This window comes from Peribacillus sp. N1, from assembly GCF_054600815.1.
Genome location: NZ_BAAHZO010000005.1, coordinates 84,995 through 105,554, shown reverse-complemented (window position 1 = coordinate 105,554; position 20,560 = coordinate 84,995). Strand labels below are relative to the sequence as shown.

Here is a 20,560-nt window from a genome sequence, read left to right as displayed (position 1 = left end):
TTAAAGGGAAACGGTAAAATAATAGAAAGTAAATCTAATTGGAAACAGAAACCTAGTCATAAAGACGAAAGTATTTCTGGTATGATGGGTCTAGATATTATGTTGTAAGGGGGAAAAAGAGATGTCACTCCGTTTTTTACTGGGAAGATCGGGTGCAGGGAAAACTTCGAATATATTGGACGAAATCCGCTCCAAATTGGCAGAAGATCCCGAAGGAAATCCAATTATCTACCTCGTTCCTGATCAGATGACGTTTCTATCTGAATATAAATTAATTAAAACACCAGGCCTTGCCGGAATGATCCGGACACAGGTTTTCAGTTTTAGCAGGCTTGCATGGCGCGTCCTTCAGGAAACCGGGGGGATGAGTCGGCTGCATTTGGACAGTGTCGGCGTCAATATGTTGATACGGAAGATCATGGAAGATAAAAAGGAAGAGTTAAAGATGTTTCGTCGATCTGCTGATAAGCAGGGGTTCATTGCACAGATGGAGCTAATGCTGGCCGAGTTCAAGCAGTATTGCATCCAACCTGATGACATTCAAAACTATTTGCAAGAAACCTCACAAGCCGGCAGCGGCATTCAGGATAAACTGCATGATCTTGAATTGGTCTATCAGGCTTTTGAGGATGAAATGGTCAACAAATATTTAGATTCCGAAGACTATTTCACTTTGCTGATCGAGAAAATGCCAGAGTCTTCATATATAAGGAATGCGGATATATACATCGATGGTTTTTATAGCTTGACTCCACAGGAATTATTGATTGTGGAAGAAATGATGAAGCTGTGCAGGAGTGTAACGATCTCACTGACGTTAGATCAGCCCTACAGGCAATATGCCCCGGATGATTTGCAGCTGTTCAGGCAAACGGGTAATCTTTATCATCACCTTTATCAGGCTGGATTGAGGAATGGCATACCGATTTCAGAAGATCGAATCTTAAAAGGGACGGAAAGGTTTGGAAAGAGTCCAGGGCTGAATCACCTGGAAACTCATTTTGCCATTCGTCCTGCACAAACGTTTGAGCAGTCACCTGATGTAACGATCGCCCAGGCAGTTAACCGCAGAGCTGAGATTGAAGGAGTTGCCCGGGACATCTTGTCGCTGGTCAGACAGAAACAGCACCGTTTCCGTGATATTGCGATTTTAGTCCGTAATGGGGAAGCATACGCAGATATTTTACAAACCGTTTTTCGGGATTATCAAATACCCTTGTTCGTCGATTCCAAACGGACGATGCTGAATCATCCTCTGATTGAACTGATTCGTTCCACTTTGGAGATCATCAATGGCTATTGGCGTTATGAGCCGGTATTTCGTGCAATCAAGACTGAGCTTCTATTTCCGCTGCAAAAAAATCATGATAGGATGCGCGAACAGGTAGATAAGCTGGAGAACTATGTGCTGGCCCGCGGCATTAAAGGAAGCAGGTGGACGTCCAAAGAACGTTGGACCTACAGGCGCTTCCGCGGCCTGGAACTCGAGGACCGGAACCAAACGGATAAGGAAATGAAGCTTGAGCAAGAGTTGAATGAGATGAAGCAATTATTTACCGAGCCCATCTTGAAGCTCTCAAAACGTGTTAAAAAGGCTGCTAATGGCAGGGAATTGTGTGAAGCCCTTTATCTATATCTTGAAGAATTACATGTGCCGGAAAAATTGGAAAAGCTAAAACTAGAGGCAGAAGAAGCAGGTGATTTGGTATCGGCAAGAGAGCATGAGCAAACTTGGAATGCGGTTGTCGACCTATTGGACCAATTCGTTGAACTGCTGAGCGGGGAAGAACTCTCCATGAAACAGTTTGCAGTAATTATTGAAGCTGGTCTGGAATCTCTTGAATTTTCTTTGGTACCGCCGGCAATTGACCAAGTATTGGTCGCTAATCTAGATTTATCCCGCCTGGATGATGTGAAGACAGCTTTTGTTATCGGCCTGAACGAAGGGGTTTTGCCAGGAAAAGCTGTATCTGACGGAATTTTTTCAGATAGTGATCGTGATGTGCTGCTGGCTGGCGGACTTGATGTTGCCCCAAGTTCAAAAGTGCGCCTGCTGGATGAGGAGTTCACAGCGTACAAAGCATTCACTACGCCTGCTGAGGCACTTTATTTATCATATCCGCTTGCCGATGAGGAAGGAAAGGCACTTTTACCCTCATCCTATTTAAAACGGGTAAGGGACGTATTGCCTAACGTTTCCGAAGTGTATTATATGAACGATCCATCCGATCTGCCTGCTGAGGAACAGGTGAAATATGCTGCGAATCATGATGTGGCACTATCGTACCTGGCTGCCCAATTGCAGCTGAAAAAAAGAAACTATCCAATCCATTCACTATGGTGGGATGTGTATAATGCCATTATTGATGATGAAAGGGCCGGTCCTTCAGCAACTAAGGTTTTATCGAGCCTTTTTTATCAAAATAGGACAAAGAAATTATCTGAGGAAACAAGTAAGCAATTATACGGTGAGAGCATTCTTACGAGTGTATCCAGGATGGAAATGTTCAATAGCTGCCCGTTTTCCCATTATGCCGCTCATGGCTTGAAATTGAGGGAACGGCAAATTTTCCGTTTGGATGCACCGGATATAGGCGAGATGTTCCATGGAGCGTTGAAAATGATTTCCGATTACTTGAAGGAACATGATATACCTTGGTCTACATTGACTTCGGAACAATGCTTGGAGCTGGCCAGAATTGCCGTGGAGAGACTTGCTCCTAAACTCCAAAATCAAATCTTGTTAAGTACGAATCGCCATCACTATTTACGCAGGAAACTGGAACACGTGATTGGACGGGCCTCGATCGTATTAAGTGAACATGCAAAGGTGAGCGGTTTTGCTCCAATTGGATTAGAACTCGGATTCGGAAAAAATGGCGAGCTGCCACCACTATCTTTCACATTGAAAAACGGTACGAAGATGGAATTGGTCGGGCGGATCGACCGCGTTGATAAAGCGGAAGAAGATGAGGGTGTCTATTTGCGTGTGCTCGATTATAAGTCGAGTGAAAAGGAACTGAACATGAGTGAAGTATATTATGGACTCGCGCTGCAGATGTTGACATACCTTGATATCGTCGTCACCCATTCCAAGTCGCTTATTGGAAAAGAAGCGATCCCTGCCGGGGTTTTATATTTTCATGTGCATAATCCCGTTGTCAAATCAAAGGGAATGCTCAGCTTGGATAAAATTGAAGAAGAAATCTATAAAAGTTTTAAAATGAATGGACTTGTACTGGATCATTCAAATGTCATTCAAATGATGGATACTTCACTTGATATTGAAAATCCTGGTAAGTCGGATATCATTCCAGCTGGATTTAAAAAGGACGGATCGCTCCTTGCGGCTTCCAAAGTTGCCAGCAGGGAAGAGTTTTCGCTCCTGAATCATCATGTGCGCCGTATTTATCAGGAGGCTGGTGATCGAATTGTCGATGGTGATGTGGATATAACACCATACAAATTAAAGGAAAAAACGCCGTGTACCTTCTGTTCCTTTAAATCTGTATGCCAATTCGACCAGTCACTGGAGGAGAACCAATTCAGGAATTTGGCACAGAAAAAACAAAATGACGTTCTTGAGCTATTAAGGGGGGAGGGGGAGAGCGATGAGTAAAACGAAAATTCCTGCTCTGCCAGGAGACGTGACTTGGACGGAAGATCAATGGAAGGCGATATGGGCTAAAGATCAGGACATTCTGGTTGCGGCCGCAGCAGGCTCAGGGAAAACAGCGGTGCTGGTCAACCGGATCATTCAAAAAGTCATTTCAGAAGAAGAACCAATCGATGTTGATGAACTGCTCGTCGTTACATTCACAAATGCCTCGGCTGCCGAAATGCGTCATCGGATAAGTGAGGCATTAGAAAAAGCGATCAATGATAATCCGCATTCACAGCATTTGCGTAAGCAGTTGAGCTTGATTAATCGTGCTTCGATTTCCACACTTCATTCTTTTTGTTTAGAGGTGATCAGGAAGTATTATTATCTGACGGATATCGACCCGGGCTTCCGAATTGCAGATTCTACGGAAATCCAGCTGCTTCGTGATGAAGTGATGGAAGAGCTTTTCGAGGAGCAGTATGGGCAAAGTGATAATGAAGAGTTCTTTAATTTGGTTGATGCTTTCACTAGCGATCGAAACGATGATGCACTTCAGAATATCGTTCGATCGCTGCATGATTTTTCGCAATCGAATCCAGACCCGGACCGATGGCTTGATGGTGCCGCCAGTATGTATGAGCTGGCAGATGATGATGGGATTGATGATCTTTCGTTTATCGATTCATTGAAGTTCGATATTGGTTTACAATTGGACACCTCCAGAGATTTATTGGAACGCTCGCTTGCGTTGACAAAAATCCCTGGGGGACCGGCACCAAGGGCTGAAAACTATTTAGCCGATCTTGCCGTGGTGGCTAAACTTTCGGAAGTGAAGGACCAATCCTGGAATGCTCTTTATGAAGAAATCCAAAATGTGAAGTTTGGGACGGCGAAACGCCTTTCTGGTGCGGAGTTTATCAAAGAAATTACGGATGAGGCTACCAAGTATCGGGATAAGGCGAAGAAGATCATCAAATCGTTACAGGAAGAGTTATTTTCCCGTAAACCGGAAAGCTACTTGAGGGATATAAGGGAGCTCAAGGGATATGTCGATACACTTGTAATGCTTGTTAAACGGTTTGATGAAAGGTTCTTTGCTGCAAAAGCAGAAAAGAACTTGGTGGATTTCGCCGATTTGGAACATTATTGTCTACAAATTTTGACAGGGGAAACGGTGGATGGTGAACGAAAACCCTCAGCGGCAGCCATTGAATACAGGAACCAGTTCAAAGAGGTACTAGTGGATGAATATCAGGATACTAACCTGGTTCAGGAATCCATTTTAAAACTTGTGACGGCCGACGGCGAATATGATGGGAATCTTTTCATGGTAGGCGATGTCAAGCAGTCCATTTACCGGTTCAGGCTTGCGGAACCGAATCTCTTCCTTGGAAAATACACACGTTTTACCCATGATGGTGTTGATTCCGGACTGAAAATTGATTTAAACCGCAATTTCCGGAGCCGAAAGGAAGTTCTCGATGGGACCAATTTCTTGTTTCAACAGTTGATGGGCATTACTGTCGGTGAGATTGATTATGATGAAGATGCCCAATTGAAAAAAGGCGCCCCATATCCCGAAGACGATCCAAACCCGATCGAACTCCATTTAATTGACGGAACAGCCGATCCGGAAGCTCATTCTGAAATGGAAGGATCGGAAGGCGGGTTTGAGGCCGAGGAGCTTGAAAAAGCGCAGCTCGAAGCAAGGCAGATGGCAAAGCTCATTAAAAAGGCTATAAGCGAAAAGCATCGGATATATGATACGAAAACCAAAAAGTACCGATCTGCCACTTATCGGGACATGGTCATTCTTCTTCGTTCGATGCCATGGGCACCGCAAATCATGGAGGAATTTAAAAAACAAGGAATTCCGGTCTATGCCAATTTATCGACAGGGTATTTTGAAGCGACCGAAGTGGCCATCATGATTTCCCTATTGAAGGTGATTGATAATCCGCAACAGGATATCCCATTGGCATCCGTTCTCCGTTCACCCATCGTAGGATTGGATGAAGAAGAGATGTCACAGGTGCGTTTATTCCATACAGGGAGCTACTATGAAGCGCTAGCTGATTTTTACAGAAAGAGTGACCCGGAAGAACATCCGGGGCTTTATGAAAAGGCCACTGCTTTTTATAAAAAACTAGTGACATGGAGAAAGCTTGCCAGGCAGGAGGCATTATCAGACTTGATCTGGCTGCTATACCGCGAAACGCAGTTTTATGATTTTGCAGGTGGGATGCCGGGCGGAAAACAGCGTCAGGCCAATTTAAGAGCGCTGTATGACAGGGCAAGGCAATATGAAGCAAGTTCTTTCCGCGGTCTGTTCCGTTTCTTGCGTTTCATAGAAAGGATGCAAGAACGTGGAGATGATTTAGGGGCAGCTCGTGCTTTAGGGGAACAGGAAGATGTAGTCCGGCTGATGACGATTCACTCGTCAAAGGGGCTTGAGTTCCCGATCGTGTTCATTGCCGGTCTTTCCAAGCAATTCAATATGATGGATTTACGCAAGCCCTATTTACTTGATAAGGATTATGGCTTTGCGGCAAAGTATGTGAATTCCGAATTACGGATAACTTATCCATCCCTCCCTCAATTGGCTTTTAAGAAAAAAAAGCAGCTTGAATTAATTGCCGAGGAGATGCGTGTCCTCTACGTGGCTCTAACGAGGGCTAAGGAAAAGCTTTATTTGATTGCCAGTATCAATGATGCAGAAAAGATGCAGCAAAACTGGGAAAGTAATGCGGCACATGGAGATTGGCTATTGAAGGACTATGTACGGGCAGGTGCAAAAAGTTATCTTGATTGGATTGGTCCATCCCTTGTCCGGCATCGGGATTCTCTTGGGGCTGCAGGTCTTGGCTTGGAAATGGAGTCGCACCCATCGAATTGGTCCATTTCCGTCATTCCAAGTGAAGAGCTTGCTGTTCTGGATGAGGAAGAGGCACTGGTTCAAGAGCGAATGCTTGAACATGTCCAGAAATCGGAGAAGGTTGATATCGTTTCTGAGTTTTATGATGATATCAAGGAACAGCTCGAGTGGGAGTACCCCGAGCATGAGGCAACGGTGTATCGTTCCAAGCAATCCGTTTCTGAATTAAAACGTCAGTATGAACTCAAGGACGAGCAAAGTTCCACAGAGCTGTTGCGTAAATTTAAGCGGCCTATCACGAAGCGGCCGACTTTCATGCAAGAAAAGTCACTGACTCCTGCTGAAAGGGGTACGATTACACATTTAGTCATGCAGCATATTGATTTATCAAAAGAGGTTACCATTCAGTCGATTCAGGAACTGATGGTTGACTTGATTCAACGTGAGCTGTTGACGGAGGAACAGAAAGAAGCTGTGGACCCTGAGACGATCGTCGATTTCTTTGACAGTGAAATCGGGCAAAGAATGCTAGAGGCCGTGAACCTTCGCCGTGAAGTGCCATTTACGATGTCGCTGCCTGCAAAGGAAGCTTACAGCGATTGGGCAGCTGGAGATGAAGAGATCCTAATCCAAGGTGTAATTGATTGTATCTTTGAGGATGAACAAGGTCTTGTGCTTCTCGATTATAAAACGGATACAATCACCGGCCGTTTTGCCAGCGGGTATGAAGGGGCTAAAGAGATTCTTGCCGATCGATACCGGATGCAGCTTCAGCTTTATACGCGGGCTGTTGAAGGGATAATGAATAAGAAGGTAACCGGCCGTTACTTGTTTTTCTTTGACGGCTCGCATTTATTGGAAGTATAAGAGAGAAGGAGTGTCCCATTGATGTGGGACGCTTCTTTTTGGATAAATAAACAGAATAGTTTGAAAAGGTATAAATGCTTACTATATACTAGTGGAGAAAAATACCTTTTTAAAGGAGTAGAGAAGAGTATGACGAGTGAGATTAAGAGCAAGGGATACTTTGGTGAGTTCGGCGGAAGCTTTGTACCGGGTGAACTTCAGGAAGTAATGGATATTTTAGAAACGGAATTCCTGAAATATAAGGATGACCCCGAATTCATTGAGGAGTTTAAATATTATCTGAAAGAATATGTAGGACGCGAAAACCCGTTAACACTTGCAAAGAATTTAACGAAAAAGGTTGGCGGGGCAAAAATATACTTGAAGCGTGAAGATCTGAACCATACAGGTGCTCACAAAATTAATAATGCGATCGGCCAAATCCTGCTCGCTAAACGGATGGGTTCTAAACGAGTCATCGCAGAAACTGGCGCTGGGCAGCATGGTGTGGCGACTGCGACTGCATGTGCGATGTTTGGCATGGAATGTGTGATTTATATGGGTAAGCTGGATACGGAGAGGCAGGCATTGAATGTCTTTCGGATGGAATTGTTGGGGGCAAAAGTCGTAGCGGTCGAAAAGGGACAGGGTCGATTGAAGGATGCCGTTGATGAGGCATTGAATGATTTGGTGCAAAACTATGAAAATACTTTTTACTTGCTTGGTTCAGCAGTGGGACCACACCCGTATCCAACGATCGTTAAACATTTTCAATCAATCATAAGTGTAGAATCAAAACGCCAAATCCTTGAAAAGGAAGGAAAACTGCCAACTGCCATCATTGCTTGTGCAGGAGGGGGAAGTAATGCGATCGGTGCTTTTGCTCATTATATTGATGAAGACAATGTCCGTTTAATTGGTGTAGAGCCAATTGAAGCCCCAAGTATTTCGCAAGGTGTCCCGGCAGTATTGCACGGATTCAAAAGTTTGACGTTAGTGGACGAACAAGGAGAGCCAAAACCGACATTCTCCATAGCTGCCGGTTTGGATTACCCGAGCGTGGGGCCCGAGCATAGTTTTTTGAAAGAAAGCGGACGAGCGGAGTATGTGACGGTAAAAGGGGAAGAAGCCCTTGAGGCTTTTCAGGTATTATCCAAAACAGAGGGAATCATTCCTGCTCTCGAAAGCTCACATGCTCTAGCTCACGCCATGAAGCTCGCAAAAGAGTTAACAAGAGATGATATACTGATCGTTAATTTATCAGGCAGGGGAGACAAAGATGTCGAGCAAGTATTCAACATGTTAGAAAAATAGGCCGAATTTAAAAGCCTCCCTGGAAATGGGAGGCTTTTTCTATAACTAATTATTCCCTGTAATGGGCTGGTCGACCCCATTGACATCAAGGACATTGCTACCGTTCAGGCCATTGGCCGTAAAAACGATTGCAGCCGTGTTCCCTGAGCCGGATCCGCTAACGGATTTGGAGGAAGACTTAGGGGAAATGACAGCGCAATCACCGAATAACAGGTTTCCTTGAGCGACATTAAATACTTGAACTGGGCCGATAATGGCGGGCATATGAACCCCTCCTTTAAAAGTTTAAGTGTTGTTGGTTGAATCCTCGATTGGCGTCTCTTCGGGTTTTTTAGGAACCTCCCGAATATGTTTCACTCTTGATTCCATACGTGCATGGCCTACGTTCCCCACACCAACGACAGATGAGGAAGATATCCCGATAATATTGATATTGCCGACCCGTATGAAGGGATTCGGATTTGAAAAACTTGTTATGACTGGTTCATTCAATCTTGGGATATAAAGTGGTTTCTTAAAAATGTCATAGTCTTCGAAATGAATATCGACGGAATGGAAAGTTTCACTTTTCTTTTGAATCGCTAAAGCCAGGGAATGTCCGTCAATATATGAAGTATCCCCGATTTGCAGGGCTGAGCTGAATGATACCGTGTCGGATACTATGGATTTTACTTTTGATATTCTTGAAAACATGTTATTTATCCTTCTGGAGAAAGAGGTACGAATGGCCCGATGATCAGGGATTCCGGCGGGGTATCGAATGCTGAGGATAGTTGGACCGTTTGTACATCCCCTATGAGAAATAAGGCAGAGCTTGCTACACCGGTAATTTTAATATCTCCTACACAAAGCTGGTGATTGGTTACATTAAACTCCATTTGGATTTCCTCCTGTCTCGGCTTGTGAATGGGTAATGAATTGTAATAATGCAGTTTGAATATCGGATTTCACCTTTTCCCTGATCTTTTCCTTGATATTATCCCTTTGCTGCGGAGCACGTTCGGCGTAAGAAAGATTATCGAAATACATATTGATCCGTTGATGAAGCTGGCGCTCGACGTCTTGTTTAATGAAGTCATGATAAGAGGGTTCCAATGATATTTTCAGCTGGGTTTCCGCATCGTTGATCATATTTTCCAAGTCTGAAAGTATATCGTTTTGAATCTCCTGGACGACGATTTCCCTGCCTGGAAATAGGTTAGGTGCTGGTTGGACGGGTTGGTTGTTGACGGCAAATTCATCAATGTTGTTAAGGTCAGTTGGATTTAAACCAATATTCAATGTTCCATCTAAAGATTCGACCTTTAGCTGATCGAATTTATATTCAATTTTATCCACATGGATTGGCGGTTTATTTTTCAGCTCGGCAATTTCATCTGTCAGGCGTTTGAGTTCGTGTTCAAGTTTCATGATCCGTTTATCCTGGGCTTCAAGGAAACGCTGCATTTGTATGGAATATGAATAGAGATCCTGATTCACGATTCAACACCCCACCTTCACAATAAGTTAATTTCATATAAGACAGTATATGAAAAAGTTGGAGGTAGGTGAATGCCTATGAACTAGGAGGGTGTAAATGGGACGAAACTGGTCGATGGGATTACATCTGCTTCAATTTCGGGAGCAGGCTCAGTGAATCCACCGGTATTGGCCAATGTGGAATATGGTTTGATCACCCCGGCACTTCCTATTTGAAAAACGGATGAATTGGCGATGCTTTCAATTTTTATCATATTGATTTGTATGGTCTGGTGAATATTGAAGATCATGCTGACTCCTTTCTTAAAACATTAGAGATTTAAGACCAGTGGCTGATCAACACCATCTGTATCATTTGTATTCGTGGTGCTATAGGCATTATAGAGGGATATGGATTCACCCGTATTAAACGAGCCAGCACCTGCAAACGTTTTTGAGGTGGAAAATGGACTAATTTTAAAGACGTCACCAATATGGACAATTCCACTGCTACCGACGTTGATGACTTGAACGACTCCTACGATGGCCGGCAAGAAAATCACCCTTTTTTTATTCTGGTTTTTCCCTGAATCTTAGGCATGAGCCTAGCGCTGAAGGGAGTTTCAATGTATTGTATGTTGACTGATGATTGATGTGATTCATCTGCCTATCAATATATTGTTATATAACACTGGCGGATATTATTGAAATGTTATAAACAGATATGGTAATATAATTCTAATTCAGAATTTTCAAATAAAACTAGAGGTGAGGAAATGAATGTACCATTAGTATTATCGCAGTTCTTAGATCGAGCAGCCTTACTATATGGCGATAAGAGAGCCATCATTGGGGATGACAGGGTATTAACCTACGCAGAATTGAACGGCCGTGTAAACAAGCTTTCAAATGGTTTAAGGAATCTTGGAGTCAAAAAGGGTGAAAAGGTGGCATATTTGGCACCTAACTCAATTGAAATGCTTGAAGGCTTTTATGGGGTGTTTCAGCTTGGGGCCGTAATCGTTCCCTTGAATATCCGCTTGAAACCTGCAGATTATGTATTCATTTTGAACCACAGCGAGTCAAAGGTCCTTTTCGTAGATCAGGAATTGTACCATCTTATTTCCCCTGTTAAGGATGAACTTGAATCGGTGGAGCACATAATCGTTCATTATAAAGGTGAAGAAATAAATGAAACCGATTACAACCATTGGCTGGAACGTTATGATGACAAGTGCTTTAACCGGGAAACCGTGGATGAAAATGATGTTTCGAGTCTCCTTTATACTAGCGGGACCACAGGGAATCCTAAAGGGGTGATGCTGACTCACCGCAACAACTATTTACATGCCCTGGGTGCGATGCATCATTTCAGGGTCAATGACCGCGATACATATTTGCATGTACTGCCGATGTTCCACGTAAATGGGTGGGGTGCCCCATTTTATTATACGGCAAATGGTGCCACTCAAGTTTGTTTGAGGAAAACCAGCCCCGAAACGATATTTGATGCATTACAAAAGCATAAGGTTTCCATCATGCATATGGCACCAACGGTTCTGAATTCATTGTTTCAGTATTATGAACGGAATGTTCCGAATCTCGAGCAGGATATTCGAATCGTTGTTGCGGGTTCCGCTCCGCCTCCTGCATTCGTTACAAGGGTGGAAAAAGAGTTAGGCTGGGAATTCATTCAAATTTACGGAATGACTGAATCGACACCTGTTAGTCTGATATCGCTGATTCGTTCTGAATTCGATGATCTTTCGGAAAAAGAAAAATACAGGATGAAGGCGAAAGCCGGATATCCCATCATAGGCAGTGAGGTAAAGGTTATCCATGAAAATGGTGAGGAAGTGGTCCATGATGGCGTGGATATCGGGGAACTCATTGTCCGCAGTCATGGAGTGATGTTAGGTTATTGGAAAAATGAAGAAGCGACAAGCCAGACATTGAGAAATGGATGGCTGCATACAGGGGATATGGCCACCATCGATGAAAATGGCAATGTGGATATCGTTGACCGCAAAAAGGATATCATCATCAGTGGCGGAGAAAATATTTCTTCCATAGAAGTGGAAGGGGTGCTCTACGAACATCCGGACATTCTTGAGGCGGCAGTCATTGCCGTTCCCCATGAAAAGTGGGGAGAGACGCCGCATGCCTTCATTGTGCCAAAAAGGGGCGTGGAATTAACGGAGGATGATATAAGGACCTTCACACGGGAAAAACTAGCTCACTTCAAATCAGTTACCAGTGTGTCGTTCGTCGATGAGCTTCCGAAAACGGCATCGGGAAAAATACAAAAAATCCATCTCCGTAATGATTACTGGGAATCTAAGGGTAAAACAGGCAGATTCGTCAATTGAAGCTCACTAACGCTGTTCAGAAATGATCAGCGTTTTTTTCTGTTCGCCCGTTCGATGGGTTTCATATTAAGCTATGAAGATATCGGACTTGATAAATGAAGATTGCGGGGCCGATATGTTTCCATTCGTAAATAAGCCGCAGTAACTCATGCCATTGTTGGATAATGATGTTCATTCAAGAGCATTGGAATTTGTTTCGATAAAAAGCTTCCTGTTTAACGAGAAAGTGTTACTATTATAAAATATTTCAAATTATTTTGATTTTCATTTTTTCATCATGTTTATTGTAGGAGTCTTGGATTGTGGGGGAGAGCATTGAAACGTATACATTATAGCTGGGTTATTTTAATCATAACATTCTTCTCGATTATTGTAGCCGGAATCGTTAGGTCATCATCGGGAGTATTCATCGTTCCATTTGAAAATGAGTTCGGGTGGGATCGGTCCGTCATTTCTTTAGCCTTCGCCATAAGTTTGTTTCTTTATGGATTATCGGGTCCATTCATGGCCGCTCTAATTGAAGTGCTTGGATTGAAGAAAATGATGGTATTGGCCATGTCCACTTTATTGGCAGGGATTCTACTCACTTTTTTCATGGAGCATGAATGGCAGCTCATTCTTATCTGGGGAATTATCATTGGATTGGGTTCTGGAGTGTTTTTAACGGTATTGAGCCCATATGTGGCAAATCGTTGGTTCGAAAAGAGGCGGGGACTGGCGGTCGGGATACTCACGGCAAGTACGGCCACAGGTCAGCTCATTTTACTTCCGGTTTTAGCCATCATCATTGAGAATTACTCGTGGAGATGGGCGATTGGATTAATTTTGGTCCTTAGCTTGATCATGCTGGCAATCATCCTTTTGTTCATGAAAAACAATCCGAAGGAAGTGGGCACTCTTCCATATGGATTAGAAGAGGAAAATCAGGAGGCTGTTACAGTCCAAAAGAAGAACCCCATCGCCATGGCCTTTCAGTCGTTGATTGAAGCAGTGAGAGTGAAGGAATTCTGGTTATTGGCAGGAAGCTTTTTTATATGCGGACTTTCGACGAGCGGGTTGATCGGCACACATTTCATTTCTTACTGCATTAGTTTTGGTTTACCGGTTGTGACGGCAGCATCAATGCTATCTTTCATGGGAATCTTTGATTTGATTGGTACGACTGTATCCGGGTGGTTATCAGATCGTTTTGATAACCGTTGGCTATTGTTTTGGTATTACGCTCTAAGGGGTGCTTCCCTCGTATTACTTCCTTTTGCGCTAAATGAAGGCTCAATTGGCCTATTGATCATCTTTTCCGTTTTTTATGGCTTGGATTGGATTGCCACCGTTCCTCCGACCATTAGCATTTCAAGGCAAGTCTTTGGCATGGAGAAAAGCGGGATCGTATACGGGTGGATATTCGCGGCCCATCAGGTCGGTGCAGCAGTGGCGGCGTATGGTGGAGGGCTTATCTTCAAAATATTCAACTCCTATACATGGGCATTCTTCCTTGCAGGAATCTTTTGCTTATTGGGCAGCTTGTTTGTCATACTGATAAAAAAGCAAAAAGCGGTCACAAAAGTTAAAGATGGTGCAATGGAGTTATAGAAAAACTGTATGGATGAAAGTGGGTGTACCTATGAAGGGCACGATGGTACCATTGCAGGAAAGTAAAAGGATCGAAAGCATCGATATTTTACGTGGATTAGCCATTTTAGGGATTTTTTTAGTGAATATGCCTTCTTTCCACTCGCCGCTCTTGTACATAGATGGTGCCGAGCGGTGGGCTGGAGGATGGGACAGGATTTTGTATGTATTCAGTGATATTGTCGCACAGGCCAGCTTTTATCCGTTATTTGCCTTTCTGTTCGGTTTCGGGGCGATCATACTGGCTGTAAGGAGTGAAGAAAAGGGTACTTCATTTCCTTTGCTATATATGAAAAGGCTAAGTTTCCTGCTGATACTTGGATGCATTCATGCTTTTTTCATCTGGCATGGGGACATCCTCATTAATTATGCTGTATTTGGGTTTGCCTTTTTGTTTTTTTATAAGATGAGGGGCAGGAATTTAATTCTGCTAGGCTCGGTTTGTTATGTCCTGCCTTTTGCCATATTGGGTTCACTATTTCTTATAATGAGCATTTTTGAAGGGGATTCGATGGCAATCACGACTGATTCGGAGATGATGAAACAGTCTTTGGAAGCTTATCAATCTGGTACATTTACGGAAATAATGAGTCAAAGGGCGCTGGATTGGTATATGGTGAACAACCCCTTTAATGCCATTATCCTTTTCTTATCGATTTTTCCGTTTTTTTTAATGGGAGCAGGCGTTGCAAAACAAGGCTTTCTCCAAAATCCAACCCAATATAAACGACAATTGAAAACGATATCGATTGTAAGTTTGCTATTGGGGATGTCAATTAAGTTTCTGCCATATGTGACGGTATACCATTTTGGTACGATATTCGTGCAGGATTATTTGGGAGGACCGTTACTTACGGTTTTTTATATCACGGCAATCGCGCTTTTGGCGGAGCGGGCAGGGGCTTCCCGCCTATTACAACCGTTTTCGTATATCGGAAGGATGTCGATGAGCAATTACTTGTTCCAATCGATGGTATGTACGGCCATTTTTTATTCATATGGGCTTGGTTTATATGGATCAGTCTCCTATACGACAGGATTTGTTTTCCTAATAGCCCTGTTTTGCCTGCAAATTCTGCTTTCCTTATTGTGGATGGGTCTGTTTTATTACGGACCGGTTGAATATATATGGCGTTTTTTTACATATGGTAAAAAGCCGGTTATGCGCAAGTAGGGACCAGTTAAGAAGAAATGTAAATGATGTTCATTAAATTGTTGGTTTTACCCATTCAGGTGGGTCCTTAGTTTTGTTTTTTTGTAAAAGCCTATGATATGATGAAATGGAAACTGAACGAGGGGGCAAAAAAATGACACATATGCATATTACAGCTTGGGTTATCGGAATCATTCTTTTCTTTGTCACATATTCGATGCTTAAAGGTGAAAACCCGAAAGCGAAAATGCTACATATGATAACACGGTTGTTCTATCTATTGATTTTCCTTACTGGCGGCATGCTGATCACTGATTTTGGTGCTTACGCAGTAAAAATGATTGTTGGAATCATCGTGATTGCGGCGATGGAAATGGTGCTGGTCCGTACGAAAAAAGGAAAAAGCACAAGTGCCATGTGGACATTGTTTATCGTAGCGCTTGTATTCGTCCTTTATTTAGGACTTTCGCTGCCACAAGGAATGGACTTTTTTTAATACAGAATTATAAACGGGTAAATGAGGAAATCTCATTTACCCGTTTTCTTTTACCCGTTATTGTGAATTCACTTTCTCAATGACGATCCTTTTTCCGGTGTTCAGGGTGAATTCAAAACGATCATGATCCTTTTTCCCGTAAGAAAAGTGGTGCTGAACGAGACAAATTTGGCTCTCGTTATCAAAGGTGAAAAAATTCACGCCGGACTGGTTTGGGACTGCCCTTAAAAAGGTGAGCTGGTTATAGCTATATATACAATCATAAATAGAAAAATCAAGTGAATTCAATGTCGTTACAAATTGGAAAAAAGAATCGTCGTTCAATTCTTCCAATAAACGTTCAAAAGAGTAGAGCAGTTTTTTGCGTATCCGAATGGGCTCATTTTCCCTTAAGAAGGTGATTTCCCGATGAAGCAGGATTTTCCCCTCTTCTTCAATTACTCCTTGCTGCCAGCGCCCACCCCTGTACACTTCGATGATGCTGTCAACGTGGTCTTCAATGGAGCAGGCCTCATCTGTTTCATCATCGAAAAAAATCCATTGTTGATTGATATTTTCCACTGTTCCTTCGGTAAAAGCTCTTGTTTGCCTGTTCATTAACTTAGTTCGTTGTTGCTGACTCATACATATACCTCCAATAGTGGAATCCTCACCTACTTTTTAGTCAAAATCCAATGAAAATATAACTGTATATTTTAAAATATTATGGACAAATAACCATCTTTCCGTCTTTGCATAGGCTATGTTTAAACACGGGATGCTTTGCTCAACAATTCATTAACGACGCCGGGCGTTGTGGGCAGGGGGTTCCTACGGAATGATGCTGAGCGATACTTAGGGACTGTAAATCTTTTTAAGACAGGGAGCCAATATATTTTTGATAGTCCGGATAGAAAGGATGAAGTGTAAAATGTGTGGGATAACAGGCTGGGTGCATTTTCAAAAAGATTTACGGACAAAAACGAAAACGCTGGAAAACATGACAAAAACGTTGGCAAAGCGGGGGCCAGACGAAGAAAATGTTTGGAGCGAAGCCCATGTTGCCTTTGGTCATAAACGGTTAACGGTTGTCGATGCGGAAGGCGGAAAACAGCCGATGACGAAAAATCACGAAAACGGCAGATATACGCTTTGTTATAATGGTGAGCTATATAACACCGAGGATATTCGTAAACAGCTATTATTAAAAGGATATTCCTTTAACGGTCATTCTGATACAGAAGTTTTGCTAACTTCTTATATAGAATGGAAAGAAAAATGCATTGACTTGTTCAATGGGATTTTTGCGTTTGCGATTTGGGATGAAAAGGAACAGAAATTATTCGTTGGAAGAGATCGCATGGGGGTAAAACCATTCTTTTACGCGGAAAGGGACGGCGGGTTCATTTTCGGATCGGAGCTGAAGGCGATTCTGGCCCATCCGGATGTTAAAACGGAGATTGACCGCGAAGGGCTGTCTGAGGTTTTTGGTGTTGGTCCATCCCGAAAGCCAGGTTCAGGCATATTTCATAATATCCAGGAATTAAGGCCTGCCCATGCGCTTACCTTATCAAGGAAAGGCCTCCGGATTTGGAGATACTGGAATGTGAAAAGCGAAGAACACCGGGATACTCTTGATGAGACGGCCGAGAAGGTTCGCTTTCTTGTCGAAGATGCAGTGACGCGGCAACTCGTATCAGATGTTCCGCTGTGTACCTTCTTATCAGGAGGGCTTGACTCAAGCGCGATAACGGCCATTGCTGCAAACGCCTATCAAAAAGAAGGGAAAGGGCCGCTTCATACGTATTCCATTGATTATGAGGATAATGAGCGTTATTTTAAAGCAAATGATTTTCAGCCAAACTCTGATGGGTATTGGATTAAAAAGATGTCGGATAGTTTTAACACGGTACACCATTCATCGATCATCACTCAAGAGCAGTTGACAAATTATTTAACGGAAGCAGTCCTTGTAAGGGACCTCCCAGGCATGGCGGATGTCGATTCTTCCTTACTTTGGTTTTGTAAAGAAATCAAGCGAGATTTTGTCGTAGGCCTGTCCGGTGAATGTGCGGACGAAATTTTTGGCGGTTATCCTTGGTTTCATCGTGAGGATGATTTGAATCGTGCTGGTTTTCCATGGATGAGATCTACGGATGAGCGGGTATCTTTATTGAAAAAGGGATGGCGCGAGAAATTGAAGCTTGAGGAATATGCGCAGGAAGCTTATTTGACCACCCTTGCCGAAACGCCTAAATTGGAAGGAGAAAGCGGTGTAGCAGCAAAGCGAAGAGAGCTTTTCTATGTGAATTTATTATGGTTCATGACGACGCTCCTTGACAGGAAGGACCGGATGAGTATGGGGGCAAGTCTAGAGGTGCGCGTGCCATTTGCCGATCATCGCCTTGTTGAATATGCATGGAACATTCCTTGGGAAATGAAAATGGAAGGCAACCGTGAAAAGGGTATTCTAAGGAAGGCTTTGGAGGGGCTGCTACCGGATGAAGTATTGTATCGTAAAAAAAGTCCATATCCAAAAACCCATAACCCTATATATACAGACCGTGTGCAGGCGTGGTTGAAAGACTTACTGATGGATAAAAGTTCGGTGCTGCATGAGTTTTTCGATAAGCAGAAGCTAACCGATATAGTAGATTCCAGGGGTGCCGCTTTTAAAGTGCCGTGGTTCGGGCAATTGATGTCAGGTCCACAGCTGCTCGCACACTTGGCACAAACCCATGTATGGTTCAAAGAATATGATATCCAGATAATCGAATGAAAAAAACGGGGCGATTTTCATTGCCCCGTTTTTTTCAATGCCTCAATGATTGATTGCGAGAATTTTATATTGATAACCGCTCAATTCAAATTTGCCAACTTGTGTGGTTTCCTTTGTTCTTAAATCCGTTAGTGTACGTCCTTCCAAATCAAAAGGGAGGGTAAAGGATTGCTGGACATCCGTCGGATTGATGAGGACCACGACAGAACGTTTTTCATTATACTTTTGGTAGGCCACGATATTTTCGTTTCCGGCTGTATCAAGGAATTTGAACTTCCCGTCATTGGCAAGTAATCGTTCTTCTTTTCGCAAGTGGATCAATGCCTTAATTTCATTGAGCAGCTCGGTGTTTTGTTTTTCCTCTTCCCAGACCATGCATTTTCGGCACCCTGGATCCATGCCACCTGTTAAGCCGATTTCATCGCCATAGTATATACAAGGGCTGCCTTTGAATGTCAGCAGGATTGCGTGGATGAGCTTGGCTCGAGCTAGATCTTCCCCGCAATCCGTGTAAATCCGCGGTGTATCATGACTTCCAAGAAGATTGAATGTCACGTCAAAAACATTGGTCGGATAACTGTGATAGATGGCTGTCATTTCTTCTGTGAACTCGCGTGCTTTGATGGTTTGTGAGGCGACCAGGCGAAAAACTTGGTTGGTGAAAGGGTAATTCATGACGGCATCGAACTGATCGCCGCGAAGCCATGGCATTGAGTCATGCCAAATTTCCCCAAGAATATAAAGGTCAGGCTTTATTTTTTTCACCGTTGTTCGAAATTCACGCCAGAATGGCTGGTCGACTTCATTTGCCACATCGAGCCGCCAAGCGTCTATATCGAACTCCTTGATCCAATAAGCCGAGACTTCGAGCAGATATTCTTTCACCTCCGGATTTGCCGTATTCAATTTTGGCATCGATTCAAAAAAACCGAATGTTTCATAATTGGGCCTTTCCCCTCCCTTAAGAGGGAAGCTGTGTGGGTGGAACCAATCCTTATATTTCGATTTCTCTCCCTTTTCGAGTAAATCCTGAAAAGGGGGGAAATAGTAGCCGCTATGGTTAAAAACGGCATCGAGCATGACCCGGATATTCCGTTTGTGGCATTCGGCTATTAGCGTTTTCAATGTTTCCTTCGTTCCGAATTGCGGATCGATACTCCGATAATCAATCGTATCGTATTTATGATTGGAGTGGGCATGGAAAATCGGCGTGAAATAGATTCCGTTGATGCCGAGATTCTCTAGGTAATCCAAATGTTCAATGATTCCTTCAAAGTCCCCGCCAAAAAAATTATCCACCGCCGGATCTTCACTTCCCCAGGGTTTCACACCTTCCGGATCGTTATCGGGGTTTCCGTTCGCAAAACGTTCAGGGAAAATTTGGTACCAAATTGTATCCTTGACCCATTCCGGTGCCCCGAAAACTTCATTTTGATGTAGATAGGGAATCGCGAAATAGCATCCTGGATCTCGGGGGGCTTCTTTAAAGAAGCCCTTTTCCGTGTAAAATGCACTTTCTTCTTCTGAGGTTACCTTGAACCCATATCGTATTCTTCGGTAAGGAGGTTTCACATAAATATGCCAATAATCATAACGGTTATCGCTGCCTGACAAGCTCATGGGAAGTTCTTCATACTGCCATTGACCATTATCTGATATGTATGGATCACCAAAAATCAATCCAACTGAGGAGATATCTTGTTTTTTCGTACGTAGGCGGATATGTAGGGTTTCAGTGTTGATGGGATAGCCGTAATTGTCATTAGGTCTATGGTGTATGGATGAAAATTCCATTTAAAACCACTCCAATTCTATAAGTATTTGAGGATGTGAAAAAGAAAACTTTCCAGCTGTTTATGAGGGGGGGATCTCTATGAAGCTGCACTAGCCAGGTTAAGTGCTTTTTCAATATGGTTATATACCCTATTTCAATTGAAAGAAGCACTTATTAACTAAAAAATAACAAAAAGTGTTCATCACTACAAGGAAATAAATACACCAAGGAAAATGTTGTAAAAACCAAAGCCGTTCATATAATGATAACAATAGCTTTGGCAT

16 protein-coding genes are annotated in these 20,560 nt (G+C 43.1%); 8 read left to right on the top strand and 8 right to left on the bottom strand.

The window, feature by feature from the left end:
• Positions 1-121: 121 nt before the first annotated feature.
• The 3 genes from addB to trpB all read left to right on the top strand — a co-directional run bounded on the left by addB (position 122) and on the right by trpB (position 8,639).
• A complete protein-coding gene (addB, locus tag ACYP5M_RS18980) occupies positions 122-3,619 on the top strand; it encodes a helicase-exonuclease AddAB subunit AddB (protein WP_101224154.1) in 3,498 nt (1,165 codons plus the stop codon).
• Positions 3,612-7,346 (top strand): helicase-exonuclease AddAB subunit AddA, encoded by a 3,735-nt coding sequence (addA, locus tag ACYP5M_RS18975; protein WP_434168847.1) that lies wholly within the window; start codon positions 3,612-3,614, stop codon positions 7,344-7,346. Before addB ends, addA begins: the two co-directional genes overlap by 8 nt.
• Before the next feature lie 129 nt (positions 7,347-7,475).
• Entirely contained in the window at positions 7,476-8,639 is a 1,164-nt protein-coding gene (gene trpB / locus ACYP5M_RS18970) for a tryptophan synthase subunit beta (protein ID WP_434168848.1), read from the top strand.
• Positions 8,640-8,684: 45 nt separating this feature from the next.
• Here the strand turns inward: trpB and ACYP5M_RS18965 are convergent, their stop codons facing one another.
• The 6 genes from ACYP5M_RS18965 to ACYP5M_RS18940 form a co-directional block, all read right to left on the bottom strand.
• The gene (locus ACYP5M_RS18965; RefSeq protein WP_095391926.1) at positions 8,685-8,903 is read right to left on the bottom strand and encodes a spore germination protein; all 219 of its coding nucleotides are present in this window, start codon (positions 8,901-8,903) and stop codon (positions 8,685-8,687) included.
• Between the two features lie 21 nt (positions 8,904-8,924).
• Entirely contained in the window at positions 8,925-9,332 is a 408-nt protein-coding gene (locus ACYP5M_RS18960; protein WP_434168850.1) for a spore germination protein GerPE, read from the bottom strand.
• Between the two features lie 5 nt (positions 9,333-9,337).
• Entirely contained in the window at positions 9,338-9,517 is a 180-nt protein-coding gene (locus ACYP5M_RS18955; protein ID WP_034314611.1) for a hypothetical protein, read from the bottom strand.
• Entirely contained in the window at positions 9,507-10,118 is a 612-nt protein-coding gene (gene gerPC / locus ACYP5M_RS18950; protein WP_434168851.1) for a spore germination protein GerPC, read from the bottom strand. The genes ACYP5M_RS18955 and gerPC overlap by 11 nt, the downstream gene beginning before the upstream one ends.
• Positions 10,119-10,201: 83 nt before the next feature.
• On the bottom strand, positions 10,202-10,408 hold the full coding sequence (locus tag ACYP5M_RS18945) for a spore germination protein GerPB (RefSeq protein ID WP_101224149.1): 207 nt from the start codon (positions 10,406-10,408) through the stop codon (positions 10,202-10,204).
• Positions 10,409-10,429: 21 nt separating this feature from the next.
• Complete coding sequence (locus tag ACYP5M_RS18940; protein ID WP_241590647.1) at positions 10,430-10,651, bottom strand: spore germination protein; 222 nt, start codon at positions 10,649-10,651, stop codon at positions 10,430-10,432.
• A gap of 222 nt (positions 10,652-10,873) precedes the next feature.
• Between ACYP5M_RS18940 and ACYP5M_RS18935 the strand changes: the two genes are divergently transcribed.
• From ACYP5M_RS18935 to ACYP5M_RS18920, 4 genes are all read left to right on the top strand, one after another.
• Positions 10,874-12,466: a long-chain-fatty-acid--CoA ligase gene (locus ACYP5M_RS18935; RefSeq protein ID WP_452444731.1), complete on the top strand. Its 1,593-nt coding sequence runs from the start codon at positions 10,874-10,876 to the stop codon at positions 12,464-12,466.
• 315 nt (positions 12,467-12,781) lie between these two features.
• Positions 12,782-14,056 carry an MFS transporter gene (locus tag ACYP5M_RS18930; RefSeq protein ID WP_101224438.1) on the top strand — a complete coding sequence of 425 codons (1,275 nt, stop codon included), beginning with the start codon at positions 12,782-12,784 and terminating at the stop codon, positions 14,054-14,056.
• A gap of 31 nt (positions 14,057-14,087) precedes the next feature.
• Positions 14,088-15,269, top strand: a complete 1,182-nt coding sequence (locus ACYP5M_RS18925) for a DUF418 domain-containing protein (protein WP_434168853.1) — start codon at positions 14,088-14,090, stop codon at positions 15,267-15,269.
• 133 nt (positions 15,270-15,402) lie between these two features.
• Positions 15,403-15,744 carry a YisL family protein gene (locus tag ACYP5M_RS18920; protein ID WP_101224146.1) on the top strand — a complete coding sequence of 114 codons (342 nt, stop codon included), beginning with the start codon at positions 15,403-15,405 and terminating at the stop codon, positions 15,742-15,744.
• Positions 15,745-15,801: 57 nt separating this feature from the next.
• On the opposite strand, the gene ACYP5M_RS18915 is transcribed toward ACYP5M_RS18920, so the two are convergent.
• Positions 15,802-16,368, bottom strand: coding sequence for a DUF2777 domain-containing protein (locus ACYP5M_RS18915; RefSeq protein WP_020018810.1), 567 nt, complete (start codon positions 16,366-16,368; stop codon positions 15,802-15,804).
• Positions 16,369-16,654: 286 nt separating this feature from the next.
• On the opposite strand from ACYP5M_RS18915, the gene asnB reads away from it, so the two are divergent.
• The gene (gene asnB / locus ACYP5M_RS18910) at positions 16,655-18,502 is read left to right on the top strand and encodes an asparagine synthase (glutamine-hydrolyzing) (protein ID WP_427573823.1); all 1,848 of its coding nucleotides are present in this window, start codon (positions 16,655-16,657) and stop codon (positions 18,500-18,502) included.
• Positions 18,503-18,544: 42 nt separating this feature from the next.
• On the opposite strand, the gene ACYP5M_RS18905 is transcribed toward asnB, so the two are convergent.
• Positions 18,545-20,296 (bottom strand): glycoside hydrolase family 13 protein, encoded by a 1,752-nt coding sequence (locus ACYP5M_RS18905; protein ID WP_452444730.1) that lies wholly within the window; start codon positions 20,294-20,296, stop codon positions 18,545-18,547.
• Positions 20,297-20,560: the final 264 nt, after the last annotated feature.